Here is a 15,573-nt window from a genome sequence, read left to right on the forward strand (position 1 = left end):
TTGCAGGAGGCCAGTTTATGTTATAAAAAAATAACATGTCAAACGAGATAGAAGATGATCGTGTTTTCAAGGCGTTGGCTCACTCTCGTCGTCGACAGATGCTGGACTGCCTGAAAGATGGTCCTGTCACCACCGGCGGATTGTGCGAGCGTTTCGACGATATGGACCGCTGCACGGTGATGCAGCATCTGAAGGTGCTGGAAGGCGCCGGTCTGGTGGTGGCGCGAAGGGAAGGGCGCGAGCGGTGGAACCATCTCGACGCCCTGCCGATCAAACGCATCCATGACCGCTGGATCAGCGAATACGCCGGACACGCCCTGTCTCTGATTGACCGACTGAAAGGCGATCTGGAAAGCTAGGCTGGTCTCGTCATCTGACGGTTGTTGACGAGGGCGCCTGTCGGCGCGGCGCCCTCGTCGCCTTGTCTTACTCCATTATCTCTGGAGTCTTTCCTGACTGGCGTTCGAACAGGCGGCGATAGTGGCCGTCGCCGGTCTGGAGCAGGGCGTCATGGGTTCCGTCTTCGACAATCTCGCCGCCTGAGAAGACCAGGATGCGGTCCAGCGCCCGGACGGTCGACAGCCGGTGGGCGATGACGATGGCGGTGCGGCCGATCAGCAGCCGTTCCATCGCCTCCTGGATCGCCGCCTCGCTCTCGGAATCGAGGCTGGACGTCGCCTCGTCCAGGATCAGGATCGGCGCATCCGCCAGGAAGGCCCGCGCGATGGCCACGCGCTGGCGTTCGCCGCCGGACAGCTTGACCCCTCGCTCGCCCACCAGGGTCTGATACCCCTTCGGCAGGCGGGCGATGAAGTCGTGCGCATTGGCGAGGCGCGCGGCCTGCTCGATGTCTTCGGGCGTGGCGCCGGGACGGCCATAGCCGATGTTGTCCGCGATCGACCGATGGAAGAGGATCGGTTCCTGCGGCACGATCGCGACCTGGCGGCGCAGGGACGCCTGGGTCGCGTGGGCCACGTCCTGCCCGTCGATCATCACCCGGCCGTCATCGACGTCATAGAGGCGCTGGACCAGCTTGACGAAGCTGGTCTTGCCCGAGCCTGAGCGTCCCACCAGTCCGACGCGCTGGCCCGCCGGAATGGCGACGTCGAGGTTTCGGAACAACGGTCTTTCCTGGCCGGCGTAGTGGAAGGTGACGGCGTCGAAGCGGATGGCGCCGTGCCTGACCTGGATCGGCTGCGCATCGGTCTGGTCGGGGACGCCCAGCGGCTCCTGGTGAAGCTGAACCAACTCCTCCATCTCATTCACCGAACGCTGAAGCTGGTGAATATGCATGCCGATGTCGCGCAGATAGCCGTTCAGGACCAGATAGCTGGTGATGACATAGGCCATGTCGCCGGCGCTGGCCTGGCCGCGCATCCACAGCCACAGCGCCACGCCCGTGACCGCCAGCCGGATCAGCCACAGAAGCGCGATCTGCCCGGAGCCGGCCCAGGTGAAGGCCATCCAGGTGCGGTGCGTCCGCTTGCGCCACTTGGCGACGGTTTTCGCCAACAGGGCTTCCTCGCGCGCCTCGCCGCCGAAAGCCTTGACCACGGCGTTGGCGCCGATGGCGTCGGCCAATACGCCGCCGATCCGGGTGTCCCACTGGTTCGACAGCCGCGCGGTCGGCGCCAGCACCTGCGTCGCCAGGCCGACGGTCAGGGCGATGTAGGCGATCGCGCCGACGCCCATCACGAGGCCCAGGATCGGCCAGTGCAGCGCCAGCAGGATGACCGTCCCCGCCAGCACCGTCAGCGACGGCAGAAGCGAGAGCAGCAGCACGTCGTTCAGGGTGTCGAGCGCCCACATGCCCCGCGTGATCCGTCGGACGGTCGAACCCGAGAAGGCGTTGGCGTGCCAGTCGGTCGACAGTCGCTGGACGCGCGCGAAGCCCTCCTGCGTCACGTCCTGCATCATCTTCAGCGTCAGGGGCGTGATCGCCCACCAGCCGAGGTGGCGCAGCACGACCATCGCGGCGCCCAGGGCGGTGATGACGGCGAAGGCCGCCCAGGCGGCGCCGACGTCGCCGCGGCCCGCCGCGTCGATGATGCGCCCGGCGTAGAGCGGGGTGAAGACTTCCGTGAGGGTCGCCAGCAGCATCGTCCCGGCGCAGGCGACGGCCAGCAAGGGGGTTCGGCGCCACAGGCGGAAGGTGAAGGCGAGCACCTTGCGCAGCACGGACGCGCGCAGGCGCGCGTCGGCGTCGTCATGGTCTGTCATGGGAGAAATAACCGCGCAGATTTACGCGGTCCTTGTGTCAGCAATGATCAGGGACGCGGCTCTTCATGGAGCCGCAATGTGCGTCAGCGGTCGTGGCGGCCGCTGACCATCGGGAACCTGCGGACGGGCGTGGTCTTGTCGATCATCATGCCCTCCTTCCCTTGAATAGCTGGACGCTCCCCAGATAGCAGGTCCGGTTTTCGACAGCAATGCTCCCGTCTGAGGGAGCTTGAATCTCGCGTCAATGAAGACCTGGGGACGATCACGGCATTCAGGCGTTGTCGAAACATCCTGGATCTAGCGGGGAGCTCCAATGTCCGAGACGTTTGACGCCATCATCATCGGCGCCGGCCAGGCCGGCCCGCCCCTTGTGGAGCGCCTGACTCAGGGCGGCATGAAGGCGGCTCTCATTGAGAGGCATCTCATTGGAGGGACATGCGTCAACAGCGGTTGCATGCCGACCAAGGCCCTGGTCGCCAGCGCCCGCGCAGCCAGGGTGGTGCGCGGCGCCGGGGCATGGGGCGTCGATATCCTGGGCGAGATCGCGATCGACATGAAGACGATCAAGGCGCGCGCCGACGCTGTGACCGCCAACGCCCGCAATGGTCTTGAGGCCTGGCTCGGGGGACTTGAGGGCTGCACCTTGGTGCGTGGTCCCGCCTGTTTCGTGTCGGCGGATACCGTGGCGGTCGGCGAGCGCCGCCTGAGCGCGCCGAAGATATTCATCAATGTCGGCGGGCGAGCGGCTCGGCCCGACTTTCCGGGGGCGAATGACGTCGTCCTGCTCAATAACACCAGCATCCTTCAGCTGGACGCGGTCCCCCGGCATCTCGTCGTGGTCGGCGGCAGCTACATCGGTCTGGAGTTCGCCCAGATGTATCGCCGCTTCGGCGCCGAGGTGACGATCATCGAAAAAGGTGCGCGCTTGATCGCTCGCGAAGACCCGGACGTGTCCGAGGCTATCCATGACCTTCTGGCGGCCGAAGGCGTTCAGATACGCACGAATGCCGAGTGTATCCGTTTCTCTAACGTGCAGGGCGGCGTGGAAGTAGGCGTCGACTGCGCTTCAGGTAGCCCGGCCGTGGTCGGTTCGCATGTGTTGCTGGCGGTCGGCCGACGTCCCAACACGGATGATCTGGGTCTGGATCAGGCTGGCGTTGCGACCGATGAGCGCGGATATGTCATCGTCGACGACCAGTTGGCGACCAGCGCGCCGGGCGTCTGGGCGTTGGGTGATTGCAATGGTCGCGGCGCCTTTACCCATACCGCCTACAATGACTTCGAGATCGTCGCCGCCAACCTGTTGGACGGCGAGGCGCGCGGGGTAAGCGATCGGATTGATTGTTACGCCCTTTATATCGACCCGCCTCTCGGTCGTGTTGGATTGACCGAGGCTCAGGCGCGCAAGGCGGGACGGACGGTCAAGGTCGGAAAGCGGCCCATGAGTCGGGTCGGGCGCGCAGTAGAGCGAGGCGAGATTCAGGGCTTCATGAAGGTGGTGGTGGAGGTTGGTACCGGCGCAATCCTTGGCGGCGCCATTCTGGGCGTGGAGGGCGACGAAGCGGTTCATGTGCTGGTCGACGCCATGGCGAGAGGCGCGACCGCTGACGACGTGCGCCGCATCATGCATATCCACCCCACCGTGTCCGAACTTCTTCCGACGGTTCTGGGCGGGCTTGAGTAGGCGAGAGCCGTATGGGCGCTGTCAGGAATGTCAATTTTCAAGACTATCGGTCTGGGCGAGATTGTGTGCCTATGCATTTGCTTGATTTGATCAATGCTCGGAGAGCATGTAGGCGCAAAAATTTTCTTTTTGTTCCATTATAAAGAATGAAATTCAGTTATTCTGCTGTTTCAATATTATATTGATCGGGACGGGGCGCGCCCCTCCCACATCGCCATGCGACGTCGCACATAGCGGCCGCCGCCAAGGAGACGGGCATGTCGAACAAGCAGCTTCCTGAACGCGGGATCGTCCGCGCCACGCTATCGCAACCGATGCACCAGGACGCCATTCGCGACGGCCGCGCCGCCGTCATGCCGGGCGATTGGCGGGCGCACGATCCTTTCCTGTCGATGATGAACGATCGCTTCAAGCGCGGGGCGTTCGGACCGCACCCGCACCGGGGCTTCGAGACCGTCACCTATGTCGTGTCGGGCCGCCTTCGTCATGAAGACAACAAGGGCGGCGGGGGCGAACTGGGGCCAGGCGATACTCAGTGGATGACGGCTGGACGAGGCGTGATCCACAATGAAATTCCGGCCGATGATGATTTCGTCCATGTGCTCCAGTTGTGGCTCACCTGCCGGCGAAGGACAAGCTGACCGCCTCGCGTTATCAGGATTTGCGCGGCACGGACATGCCGGTCCGGCGAGAGCCTGGCGTTGAGATGCGTGTCATCGCAGGTCGCTCGGGAGACACGGTCGGCCCGGCGCAGAGTCATTCCCCGGTGATGATGCTGGACATACGCATGGAGGCGGGCGCCCGGTTCGTCCAGGATTTGCCGGCCGGCTACAACGGCTTCCTGTATGTCATCCACGGCAAGGGCCGCTTCGGCGCCGCAGCGACGCAAGGCGGACCTGACGCCACCTTATGGATGGAGCATTTGACCGAGGAGAGCTCTGTGTCCATCACGGCCGACAGCGCCTTGCATGTCGTCCTGCTGGCTGGTGCGCCGCTGGATGAACCGGTGGCCGCTCGCGGACCCTTTGTCATGAACACCGAGGCTGAGCTTGACCAGGCGATGCAGGACTATCGCGCCGGGGGGTTCGGCGCGCCCTTCAGCGCGTCTTGATGTCCGCCGCTGTGGCGGCTGTTCCCCTGTCGCGACGGTTGGGTCTCGGGTCTGTGTTCGGTTATTTCACCGCCGGCGTCCAATCCGCCGCCTCAGCTGTCTTGATATGTCGAGCCGACGGCCTGGGTTCAGCTGATCTTTCGCAGGCGCCTCGCCGAGGCATCGTCCCTGAGCGTGAACTTCTGAATCTTGCCGGAAGGCGTCAGAGGCATGACCTCGACGACGAACCAGTCCGAGGGGGTCTTCTGCGGCGAGAGCAGGTTGCGGCAATGTGATTTCAGATCGGTGGCCTCGATCTGGGTTGCGTCGGGGTGGAGGCGGATGGCGGCGGCGGCGATCTCGCCCCAATGGTCGTCCGGCAGGCCGAAGACCGCCGCTTCGGCCACGGCCGGATGGCGCGTCAGGGCGGCCTCGATTTCGGCAGGATAGAGGTTCTCGCCGCCACGGATGATCATGTCGCTGAGACGGCCGGTGATGCGGAGGTAGCCACGCGAATCCAGGTGGCCGATGTCGCCGGTTCGCAACCAGCCGTCAGGCAGGATGGTGCGGGCCGTGGCGTCGTCCTGGCCCACGTAGCCCAGCATCAGTTGATAGCCGCGCGCCTGAACCTCTCCGTCATGGCCGATGGGCGCCAGCTCGCCGGTCTGAGGATCGACGATCCGCACCTCGACCTGGGGCAGGGGACGGCCCGAGGTTTCGGCGCGATCCGCCGCGCTGTCATCGGGGCTGCTGGCGGTCAGGCTGGGACTCAGCTCCGTTTGGCCGAACAGGCTGGTCAGGGGGCAGCCGAAGGCGGCTTCCACCCGTTCGTGAAGCTTGGGAGGAACAGGCGAGCCGCCCGAGACCATGACCCGCAGGGATGAGAGGTCGCTGCGGCCTTCGGGCAGAGCTTCGAGCAGGGCCACCAGCATGGTCGGAACACCGCCGACGACCGTGGCGCGTTCGCGCTCTATCGCGGACAGCATCAGCCTGGGTTCGAACAGGCAGGGCAGGACCAGGGTCGACAGGCGGGTGGCGCATCCCAGGACGCAAAGGCCCGACCCGGCGGTGTGAAAGAGCGGAAGCGGCGAGACCCATATCTCGTTGAGGTGCCCCGATCGGTCGACCAGGAAGGCGGCGTTGGTCACCATGCCGCGATGATGCAGCAAGGCCCCTTTGGGCAGGCCGGTGGTGCCGGAGGTGAACTGGATCTGGACCGGCGCGTCCGGCCCGACGGGAGGGAGGTCGCGCACGGGTTCGACGATCTTCAACCGATCCATGAAGCCGGTGAGGGAGATGCGTTCGCGCACCACGTCGTCCATGCGGCGGGCCGTCTGGGCCATGTCATAGCCGCGGAACTGATCGACGTAGATCAAACCCGAAGCGCGGGACTGTTTCAGCACATGACGCAGTTCGGCTTCCTGTAACGCGGGGTTGGCGGTGACGACGACCAGCCCAGCCAAGGCGGCGCCGTACTGGACCACGATCCATTCAGGCACGTTCGGCGCCCAGATACAGACGTGTTCGCCGGGCGCGAAACGCGCCAACAGCCAGTGGGCGCAGGCCTCTGCCTCATCGAGAAGCTGGCGGTAGGTCCAGCGGCGGTCCGTTGATGCGGCGGCGGTGAGGGAAGGGGCGCCGTCCGGTGCGACTTCGACCAGCGCCTCGCGCTCGCCCGCCAGGGCGGCGCCCCGCCGCAGGACATCGCCGACTGTCATGTCCCAGATCGGGCTGCTCTGATCCGCCGGCCAGTATGAGGTCTGAAGGCCTTTCGTCATGGTGTTCCTCCCAGCGGGTCTCGCGCCCGTTCAATGATCAGTCTGGCGGCGTCGACCCAGGCTGCGACCAGTTCGTCGCTGCGACGACTGTCGTTCCGGAGCAGATTGGACAGGGCCAGGCCGCGCACGAATTCGATGCTGAGCTCGACCAGACGGCGATAGCCGGGCTCGTGGCGCAGGGGGGCGAACAACTCGTCCAGCACCCGCTCGCGCGCCTTCAGGGCGTCCTGTTCCGCCGCGCGCAGGGTGTCGCGCAACGCAGGGTCCGTTCGGGAGACGGCCCACAGTTCCATTTCCGCAACGTAGGAGGAGGTGGAGGCGGCGGCGACCAGGCTGCGGATCGCCTCGGTCAGGGGATCGCCTTCTGACGCAGTGTGGGCCTGCTCGCGCCATACGGCTTCTTCGTTGCGGCGGATCAGCTCGGTGACCGTCGCTGACAGCAGGTGAGCCCGTGTCGGGAAGTGATGCAGCAGGGCGCCCCGGCTGACATCGGCGCGCTGCTGGACCTCCAGGGTCGTGACGCCCGCCGCGCCTCGTTCGATCAGAAGCATGACCGCCACCTGCAGCAGGGCGGCGTGCGTGGCCTCCCTCTGCGCCTTGCGCGTCAGCTTCGGAGCGGCGTCGGAAGGGGCGGGCGTCTGGGTCATAAGCGGATGTTATTCACCGTCAATGTTGACTGTCAACTTGATGCGACCCATTGTCCGCCTCGTCAACCGAGGAGCCTCGCATGCCTGTCTTCACCAGTTTGCAGATCGAACAGGATCCCCAGCAGCCGCGCATCGCCAGGCTGCTGCTGAACCGGCCCGAGCGCTTCAACGCCATCACGGACAAGATGCCCGGCGAGATCCGCGCAGCGGTGGAGTGGGCCGAGCGGAATGACGAAGTGCACGTCATCATCGTCGAGGGGGCCGGTCCTGGTTTCTGCGGGGGGTATGATCTGGCGGCCTCGGCGGAGAGCCAGATCGACCATCCGTGCCAGCAGGAGCGTCATCCATGGGATCCCATGGACGATTATGCGCGGATGAAGCGGAACACCGAGGACTTCATGGCGCTGTGGCGCTGCGCCAAGCCGACGATCGCCAAGGTGCACGGCGCGGCTGTCGCGGGCGGCAGCGATATCGCCCTGTGCTGCGATTTGCTGGTCATGGCTGAGGACGCCCGCATCGGCTACATGCCGACGCGCGTTTGGGGGTGCCCGACGACGGCCATGTGGACCTATCGCCTGGGGCCGGCGCGCGCCAAGCAGTTGATGTTCACCGGCGATCTCATCACGGGCAAGACGGCGGGTGACTGGGGCCTGGCCAATATCGTGGCCGCGCCGGAAGACCTGGACGCCGCCGCGCTGCGCCTGGCCGAGCGGATCGCCGGGGTGCCGCGCTCGCACCTGGCCATGCACAAGATGGTGGTTAACCAGGTCATGCTGACCATGGGACTGGAGCAGTCTCAGATGATGGCGACGGTGTTCGACGGCATCACCCGCCATAATCCGGAAGGTCTCTGGTTCCGCCGCCATGCCCAGACCGAAGGCTTCAAGTCGGCCATCGCCTGGCGCGACAGCGGGCGCCCGATCCCCGAGGGCGATGAGGCGCGGGAGTTAATTCGTCAGATGGACGAGACGCTGGGCCGTCGGTCCTAATCAGGAGCAAACGATGGATTTCACCCTGACGGAACGCGAACGGTCGTTCCAGGCGCGCGTCCGGGCCTTCATGGCTGAGAAGGTGCGACCGCGCATCGCCGCCGTCCAAGCCGAGGTGGCCGAAGGCGACCGCTGGGCCGCGCCCCTGCCCTCGATCGAGGCGCTGAAGGGCGAGGCGCGCGCCGCCGGGTTGTGGAACCTGTTCATGCCGCCCGCGCCCGACGGCATGGATGAGCCGGACGATTTCAAGTTCACCGGCGAGCGTCTGACCAACCTCGAATACGCCCTGTGCGCCGAAGAGATGGGCCGCATCGAATGGGCCAGCGAGGTGTTCAACTGCTCGGCGCCCGACACCGGCAACATGGAGGTGCTGCACCGCTACGGCGCGCCCGCGCAGAAGGCGAAATGGCTGACGCCGCTGATGAACGGCGAGATCCGCTCGGCCTTCCTGATGACCGAACCGGCCGTCGCCTCGTCCGACGCCACCAACATCCAGACGCAGATCCGTCGCGACGGCGACCACTATGTCATCAACGGCCGCAAATGGTGGTCGTCCGGGGCGGGCGATCCGCGCTGCCGCATCGCCATTGTCATGGGCAAGACCGACCCGGACGCGAAGACCTATCGCCAGCAGTCGATGATCCTGGTCCCGATGGATGCGCCGGGCGTGAAAATCGAGCGGCCGTTGAGCGTCTATGGCTATGACCACGCCCCGCACGGCCACATGGAGGTCAGCCTGACCGACGTGCGCGTGCCGGTCGAGAACATCCTGCTGGGCGAGGGGCGCGGCTTCGAGATCGCGCAGGGCCGTCTGGGCCCGGGCCGCATCCACCACTGCATGCGCACCATCGGCGCCGCCGAAGAGGCGCTGGAGGCGATGGCCCGCCGCCTGATGACGCGCGTCGCCTTCGGCAAGCGGATCGGCGAGCATTCGGTCTGGGAAGAGCGCATCGCCCGCGCCCGCATCGACATCGAGATGACGCGCCTGCTGTGCCTGAAGGCCGCCGACATGATGGACCGTGCGGGCAATAAGGCGGCCAAGGACGAGATCGCCATGATCAAGGTCCAGGCGCCGATGATGGCTCTGCGCATCATCGACGACGCCATTCAGGCCCACGGCGGCGGCGGCGTGTCCCAGGACTTTGAACTGGCGGCGGCCTGGGCGGGCATCCGCACCCTGCGCTTCGCCGACGGCCCGGACGAGGTCCACGCCCGCGCCATCGCCCGGTCCGAGTTCGCCCGCCACGCGGAGGCGGCGCGATGAGCGATCTGGACGTCGCGCGTCTGGGACAGTGGCTGGCGGGCGTCCTGCCCGCCGCGCCCGCCGACATCCGTCTGGAGAAGTTCCCCGGCGGCCAGTCGAACCCGACCTATCGGATGACCGTCGACGGCCGGGACTATGTCCTGCGCCGTCGCCCGTTCGGACCGCTGCTGCCCTCGGCCCATGCGGTCGATCGCGAATATCGGCTGATCAGCGCCCTGCATCCGACCGGCTTTCCCGTGCCTGCGCCGCTGGCCCTGTGTCAGGACGAGGACGTCATCGGTTCGGCCTTCTATGTGATGGAGCTGGTCGAGGGACGCACCTTCTGGAACGGCGCCCTGCCGGACCTGTCGCCGCTTGAGCGTCGCGGCGCCTATGAGGTCATGGTCGATACCCTGGCCCAGTTGCACAGCGTCGATCCGGTCGCCGTGGGGCTGGAGGACTTCGGCCGCCCCGGCAACTATTTCGAGCGTCAGGTCGCCCGCTGGACCAAGCAGTATCGCGCCGCCCAGACCGACGACCTGCCCGAGGTCGAGCGCCTGATCGACTTCCTGCCGCGCACCGCGCCGGAACAGACACGCACCGCCATCATCCACGGCGACTATCGCATCGACAATCTGATCTATACGCCGGACTCCATGACGGTCCGCGCCGTGCTGGACTGGGAGCTGGCGACGCTAGGCGACCCGCTGGCCGACTTCGCCTATCTGGCCATGAACTGGATCCTGCCCGCCGACGGCCGCGCCGGTCTGAACGGTCTGGACCTTGAGGCTGCGGGCATTCCGTCGCTGGACGACATGGCCCGGCGATATTGCGCCGCCACCGGCCGCGATGACCTGCCGGACCTGCACTGGCACTTCGCCTTCAACCTGTTACGCCTGATCGGCATCATCCAGGGCGTGAAGAAGCGGATGCTGTCGGGCAACGCCTCCAGCGCCAAGGCCGCCGACGCCGTGGCCATGCTGAAACCCCTGACCAAGGCCGCCTGGCGTGAAGCCCGCCTGGCCGGCGCCGAAGAATAAGGATCCCTTCGCCCATGCGTATGTTTGATCTGAGCGGCAAGACCGCCATCGTCACCGGCTCGTCGCGCGGCATCGGCCGGGCCATCGCCGAGGCCCTGGCCGAGGCGGGCGCCAATGTCGTCATCTCCAGCCGCAAACAGGACGCCTGCGATGCCGTCGCCGCCGCCATCAACGAAAGCCGCGGCCGCGAACAAGCCGTGGCCATCGCCGCCAGCATCTCGGACAAGGCGGCGCTGGAAAATCTGGTCGCCCAGACGCGCGAGCGTTTCGGCGGCGTCGACATCCTGGTCTGCAACGCCGCGACCAACAGCGCCTATGGCCCGATGCTGGGGCTCGAAGACTCTCACTTCCGCAAGATTTTCGAAAACAACGTCCTGTCCAACCACTGGCTGATCAACATGGTCGCCCCCGGCATGATCGAGAAGAAGGACGGCGCCATCATCATCGTTTCGTCCATTGGCGCCTTGATCGGCTCGGACGTGATCGGCGCCTACAACATCTCCAAGGCCGCCGACCTTCAGCTGGTGCGCAATCTGTCGGTCGAGCTGGGCCGTCACAATGTGCGGGTCAACGCCATCGCGCCCGGCGTGGTCCGCACCGACTTCGCCCGCGCCCTGTGGGAAGACCCCAAGGCCGAAAAGCGCCTGCAGGACGCCACGCCGCTGGGCCGGATCGGCGAGCCGGAAGACATCGCCGGGGCCGCCGTCTTTCTGGCCTCTCAGGCGGGCGCCTATGTCAGCGGCCATACGCTGGTGATCGACGGCGGCGCGACCATCGGCGGCGCCCTGTGACGCCGCGCTTTGAAGGCAAGAGCGTCGTCGTGACCGGCGCCGCCTCGGGCATCGGCCGCGCCGCCGCCAGGCTGTTCGCGGCGGAAGGCGCGCGCGTTCTGGCCGCTGATCTGAGCGAAGACATCGAACGGATCGCCGATGACGCCGCCGGCATTGTCTCCTTCAAGGGCGACGCAGGCAGCGAGGCCGATGTGATCGCCTTGCTTGAAACGGCGATGGCGCGCCACGGCGGCGTCGATATCGTCTGCGCCAACGCTGGGATCAGCGGCGGCTTCGCCGGCTTGTTCGAGCAGGATGAGAACGACTGGGCCGCCTTGTTGCGGGTCAATCTGATCGGTCCGTTCCTGGCCATCAAGCATGGCGCGCGGCTTATGAAGGACGCCGGACGCCAGGGCGCCATCGTCTGCACCGCGTCGGTGGCGGGCTTGCGCGCGGGGGCGGGCGGTCCGGCCTATTCCGCCTCGAAGGCGGGCGTGATCAACCTTGTTCAGACCGCCGCGCAGCAACTGGCGGGCACAGGGATTCGCGTCAACGCCGTCTGCCCCGGGCTGATCGAGACGGGCATGACCCAGGTCATCTATGACCACGCCCGCGCCAAGGGGCGGGAGGGTCAGATCGGCCGGATCAACCCGCTGCGCCGAGGCGGGGCGGCCGAAGAGATCGCCGACGCCATCGCCTTCCTGGCCTCGCCCGAGGCCGCCTATGTCAACGGTCACGCCCTGGTCGTGGACGGAGGCCTGTCGTCCAGCCATCCGGTCAACTGATCGGGGAGATCGTTTGAGCCGTCAGCCTTGCTGATCCGAGGGCGTGATCAGGGCTTCCCAGACGCTGCGGCTGGCCTGCTGATAGGCGTCCATGGCCTGAACGAGGCGATGACGCGCGTCGCCCTTCATCAGTGCGTCGGGCAACAGAGGATCGCGCGCCAGGCGGGCGATGACGGTCCGGCCCAGCAGCAGGGATTCGCGCGCGGCGGCGCCCAGTTCCAGCGTCGGCTGTCGGCGAAGGCTGCCCTCGACCTGCGCCAGCAGTTCGCCATAGGCGTGGTGCAGGGCGGCTACGTCCCACAGGGAGGCGACGTCCTGGGTCTGGTCGTGGCGCAAGGGTTTCAGCGCGACGACTTCCGCACCCTCGGCCAGGCCCAGACGCGCAAGCTGTTCGCTCAAGGCCTCGGCGCCCCCGATCAGATTGTCGGGGCGGACATGGAAGCCCGGACGCCAGGCGCGAAAACCACGCAGATCCAGAGCCCGGTCGTGGCGTCGCTGCGCCGTGCGCTGGGCGGCGGGCATGGAGGGGCTGGCCACCGCGATCCAGCCGCCGTCCCACGGTCCCATCCAGTCCAGTCGCGAGCGCCAATGGGCGACATCGTTGATCAGCGGCAATTGCGACGGATGCACGGCATAGGCCCCGCGGCCGACCTTCTCGATCTTTCCCTGTCGCACCAGACGGGTGAGGGCGACGCGTACCGCGTTTTCGGGAAAGCCCAGATGCTCACCGGCGCTGCAAAGCGCGCGGACGCTGAGCGGGCGACCGGCCGGAACGCTCAACAGGTCCATGAGCAGATCTGTCGCAGGCGGGAGCGGTGTTTCCATGGTCGAGGCCTAACCCTGAACTTGCCAGCCGCAAAATATTTCTGACATAGTCCAAATCAGACAGTTTTTGTAATGTTTGGAGGCCTCATGTCGCGCGGAGTCAGGAGTGAGATCAACGGTCCAGTGACGACCATCATCATGGATCGGCCCGAACGACGGAACGCCGTCGACGGCCCCATGGCCCAGGCTCTGCGCGAGGCTTTTTTAGCCTTTGAGGCGGACCCCGAGCAGCGCGTGGCGGTCCTGTGGGGCGATCACGGCGTCTTCTGTTCGGGGGCGGACCTATCTGCGGTGACGGATGCCGAGCGCGCGCTGGAACTGGACGCCGAGGGCGGCGGTGCGGGGCCGATGGGGCCCAGCCGCCTGATGCTGGAAAAGCCTCTGATCGCGGCGGTGTCGGGCTATGCGGTTGCGGGCGGGCTGGAGCTCGCCTTGCTGGCCGATTTGCGGGTGGCGGAAGAGGGGGCGACCTTCGGCGTCTTCTGTCGTCGCTGGGGGGTGCCGCTGATCGACGGCGGGACGGTGCGCCTGCCGAGGTTGATCGGAATGTCCTATGCGCTCGACATGATCCTGACCGGCCGGCCGGTGGATGCGGCCGAGGCGGCGACCATGGGACTGGCGAACCGGGTGGTTCCCAACGGGCAGGCCAGGCAAGCGGCTGAGGCTCTGGCGCATGAGATCGCCGCCTTCCCGCAGGCCTGCATGAAGGCGGATCGCATGAGCGCGCATCGCCAGTGGGACTACCCTCTGGCGGAGGCGCTGCGCCAGGAAGGGCGGCACGGCGTTCCCATCGTCAAGGCGGAGGGCGTGAATGGCGCGGGACGCTTCGTCGCCGGAGAGGGGCGCCATGGCGTCTTCAAGAGTGCGAAAGAGGAGAAGGCTCAATGACCGCCCCTCTGTACGTTGAACTGGTCGAGCGCGGCGCCGCCCAGCACGCCGATCGCATCGCCATGGTCGTGGGCGAGGTCGAACAAACCTTTGCTCAGGTGAACGCCCGAGCGAACCGTTATGGGCGCGCCATGCAGACTCAGGGCGTCACGCCGGGCGCGCGGGTGGCCCTGCTGATCAACAACTCCATCGCCAGCATGCCGTTCGACTTCGCCTGTGCGAAGGCGGGGGTGAACCGGGTGCCGCTGAACGCGCGGTTGTCGCTCGACGAGCATGTCCGCATGGTCCGTGAGGCCGAGTGCCGGTTTGTCGTTTGTGATCTGGCCCTGCTGGAGCGCGCGCAGGGTCTCAAGGCGGTCCTGCCGGAGTTGATCGTCTTGACCTTGGGCGAGGCCGCGAGCGGGGTCGACCTGGAGGCCGCAGCCGCATGGGAAGAGGACACGCCGCCTTCCTATCGACCGCAGCCGACGGACGTCATCCTGACCCTCTATACCTCGGGCACGACGGGCGTGTTGAAGGCGGTCGAGCACACCCAGGCCTCATGCGCTGCGATCTGTCGCAACATCCTGCTGAACCTGTTCAACGCAGGGCCGGACGACGTGATGCTGCACGCGGCTTCGCTGATCCACGCCAGCGGCACCTTCATTTTGCCCCTGTGGGTGAGGGGCGGGCGCAGCGTCGTCCTGCCCGGTTTCGCGCCAGACGCTTTCCTCGCCGCAATCGAGCGGTACGGCGCGACGGCGATCAATCTTGTGCCGACCATGCTGCAGATGCTGCTGGAGCGCCCAGAGTTGGACAGCCGTGATCTGTCTTCCCTGCAACGGATCATCTACGGCGCCTCGCCCATGCCGCGCCCGGTGATCGAGCGCGCCATGGCCCGCTTCGGTCAGGACAAGTTCTGGCAGTATTACGGTCAGACCGAAGCGCCCCTGGCCCTGGCCGTGCTGCGGCCCGAGGATCACGAAGGCGACCGCCTGGGCGCCTGTGGTCGGCCGGTCCTGGAGATGGAAATCCGCATCCTGCGCGAAGACGGCGCTGACGCCGAGCCCGGCGAGGCCGGAGAAATCCTGGTGCGCGGCGATTGCGCCGCCAGGGGATATTTCAAAGCAGATGAGTTGACCCGCGAAACCTTCGACGCCGAAGGCTGGGTGCATACGCGCGATGTCGGCCTGATCGACGCCGAGGGCGTCCTTCACCTGAAGGACCGAACATCCGACATGATCATCTCGGGCGGCTATAACGTCTATCCGCGTGAGGTCGAAGACGCCCTGATGAGCCACCCCGCCGTCCAGGCGGCGGCGGTGGTCGGCGCGCCCAATGACAAATGGGTGGAGGCGGTGGTGGCGTTCGTTGTCCTGCGAGACGATGCGGAGCCTGCCGAACTGATCGCCCATGTCGGACGCCAGATTGCTTCCTACAAGAAGCCGCACTGGATCGAACCGTGCGCGGACATCCCCAGGACGGCTGTCGGAAAGACCGACCGGCGCGCGCTCAGGAAAAAAGCGAAGGAACTGGATCTGGGGCGGCGCTCGCTCTGACAGAAAGCGATCGCTCGCCGTCATTAAAGGCCTGCTCCGATGGCGCAGGTCTCGAAAAGCTGCGGATCGAGCGCCC

General features: G+C 66.3%; 15 protein-coding genes. 11 read left to right on the forward strand and 4 right to left on the reverse strand.

The genetic code is table 11. The features are described 5' to 3' along the window. Positions 1-35: 35 nt before the first annotated feature. Positions 36-359, forward strand: coding sequence for an ArsR/SmtB family transcription factor (locus tag AC3A3G_RS12125; protein WP_368924732.1), 324 nt, complete (start codon positions 36-38; stop codon positions 357-359). Between the two features lie 67 nt (positions 360-426). On the opposite strand, the gene AC3A3G_RS12130 is transcribed toward AC3A3G_RS12125, so the two are convergent. Further along, positions 427-2,220, reverse strand: a complete 1,794-nt coding sequence (locus AC3A3G_RS12130) for an ABC transporter ATP-binding protein (RefSeq protein ID WP_487488290.1) — start codon at positions 2,218-2,220, stop codon at positions 427-429. Between the two features lie 313 nt (positions 2,221-2,533). On the opposite strand from AC3A3G_RS12130, the gene AC3A3G_RS12135 reads away from it, so the two are divergent. From AC3A3G_RS12135 to AC3A3G_RS12145, 3 genes are all read left to right on the forward strand, one after another. Further along, positions 2,534-3,904, forward strand: a complete 1,371-nt coding sequence (locus AC3A3G_RS12135) for an FAD-containing oxidoreductase (RefSeq protein WP_487488291.1) — start codon at positions 2,534-2,536, stop codon at positions 3,902-3,904. Positions 3,905-4,161: 257 nt separating this feature from the next. After that, a complete protein-coding gene (locus AC3A3G_RS12140) occupies positions 4,162-4,545 on the forward strand; it encodes a pirin family protein (protein WP_487488292.1) in 384 nt (127 codons plus the stop codon). Continuing rightward, positions 4,515-5,015: a pirin family protein gene (locus AC3A3G_RS12145; RefSeq protein WP_487488293.1), complete on the forward strand. Its 501-nt coding sequence runs from the start codon at positions 4,515-4,517 to the stop codon at positions 5,013-5,015. Before AC3A3G_RS12140 ends, AC3A3G_RS12145 begins: the two co-directional genes overlap by 31 nt. A 128-nt stretch (positions 5,016-5,143) precedes the next feature. Here AC3A3G_RS12145 and AC3A3G_RS12150 read toward each other — a convergent pair whose 3' ends face one another. Continuing rightward, on the reverse strand, positions 5,144-6,772 hold the full coding sequence (locus tag AC3A3G_RS12150) for a class I adenylate-forming enzyme family protein (RefSeq protein WP_487488294.1): 1,629 nt from the start codon (positions 6,770-6,772) through the stop codon (positions 5,144-5,146). After that, positions 6,769-7,419, reverse strand: coding sequence for a TetR/AcrR family transcriptional regulator (locus tag AC3A3G_RS12155; protein WP_487488295.1), 651 nt, complete (start codon positions 7,417-7,419; stop codon positions 6,769-6,771). Before AC3A3G_RS12155 ends, AC3A3G_RS12150 begins: the two co-directional genes overlap by 4 nt. Positions 7,420-7,499: 80 nt before the next feature. Between AC3A3G_RS12155 and AC3A3G_RS12160 the strand changes: the two genes are divergently transcribed. Genes AC3A3G_RS12160 through AC3A3G_RS12180 form a run of 5 tightly spaced genes read left to right on the forward strand, consistent with a single transcriptional unit; the run spans position 7,500 to position 12,246 of the window. Then, complete coding sequence (locus AC3A3G_RS12160; protein WP_200167831.1) at positions 7,500-8,408, forward strand: crotonase/enoyl-CoA hydratase family protein; 909 nt, start codon at positions 7,500-7,502, stop codon at positions 8,406-8,408. A gap of 13 nt (positions 8,409-8,421) precedes the next feature. Beyond that, positions 8,422-9,672: an acyl-CoA dehydrogenase family protein gene (locus AC3A3G_RS12165; RefSeq protein ID WP_487488296.1), complete on the forward strand. Its 1,251-nt coding sequence runs from the start codon at positions 8,422-8,424 to the stop codon at positions 9,670-9,672. Continuing rightward, positions 9,669-10,691, forward strand: coding sequence for a phosphotransferase family protein (locus AC3A3G_RS12170; protein WP_487488297.1), 1,023 nt, complete (start codon positions 9,669-9,671; stop codon positions 10,689-10,691). The genes AC3A3G_RS12165 and AC3A3G_RS12170 overlap by 4 nt, the downstream gene beginning before the upstream one ends. A gap of 14 nt (positions 10,692-10,705) precedes the next feature. Further along, the gene (locus AC3A3G_RS12175) at positions 10,706-11,482 is read left to right on the forward strand and encodes an SDR family oxidoreductase (RefSeq protein ID WP_487488298.1); all 777 of its coding nucleotides are present in this window, start codon (positions 10,706-10,708) and stop codon (positions 11,480-11,482) included. A gap of 29 nt (positions 11,483-11,511) precedes the next feature. After that, entirely contained in the window at positions 11,512-12,246 is a 735-nt protein-coding gene (locus tag AC3A3G_RS12180) for an SDR family NAD(P)-dependent oxidoreductase (RefSeq protein WP_368924739.1), read from the forward strand. A 21-nt stretch (positions 12,247-12,267) separates the two neighbouring features. Here AC3A3G_RS12180 and AC3A3G_RS12185 read toward each other — a convergent pair whose 3' ends face one another. After that, on the reverse strand, positions 12,268-13,035 hold the full coding sequence (locus AC3A3G_RS12185) for a type IV toxin-antitoxin system AbiEi family antitoxin domain-containing protein (RefSeq protein WP_487488299.1): 768 nt from the start codon (positions 13,033-13,035) through the stop codon (positions 12,268-12,270). A 123-nt stretch (positions 13,036-13,158) separates the two neighbouring features. Here AC3A3G_RS12185 and AC3A3G_RS12190 point away from each other — a divergent pair, with 123 nt between their 5' ends. Further along, positions 13,159-13,959, forward strand: coding sequence for a crotonase/enoyl-CoA hydratase family protein (locus tag AC3A3G_RS12190; protein ID WP_487488300.1), 801 nt, complete (start codon positions 13,159-13,161; stop codon positions 13,957-13,959). Then, positions 13,956-15,497 (forward strand): class I adenylate-forming enzyme family protein, encoded by a 1,542-nt coding sequence (locus tag AC3A3G_RS12195; protein WP_487488301.1) that lies wholly within the window; start codon positions 13,956-13,958, stop codon positions 15,495-15,497. The genes AC3A3G_RS12190 and AC3A3G_RS12195 overlap by 4 nt, the downstream gene beginning before the upstream one ends. Positions 15,498-15,573: the final 76 nt, after the last annotated feature.

The sequence above is a fragment of the Brevundimonas sp. Soil_N_31 genome, assembly GCF_057655995.1.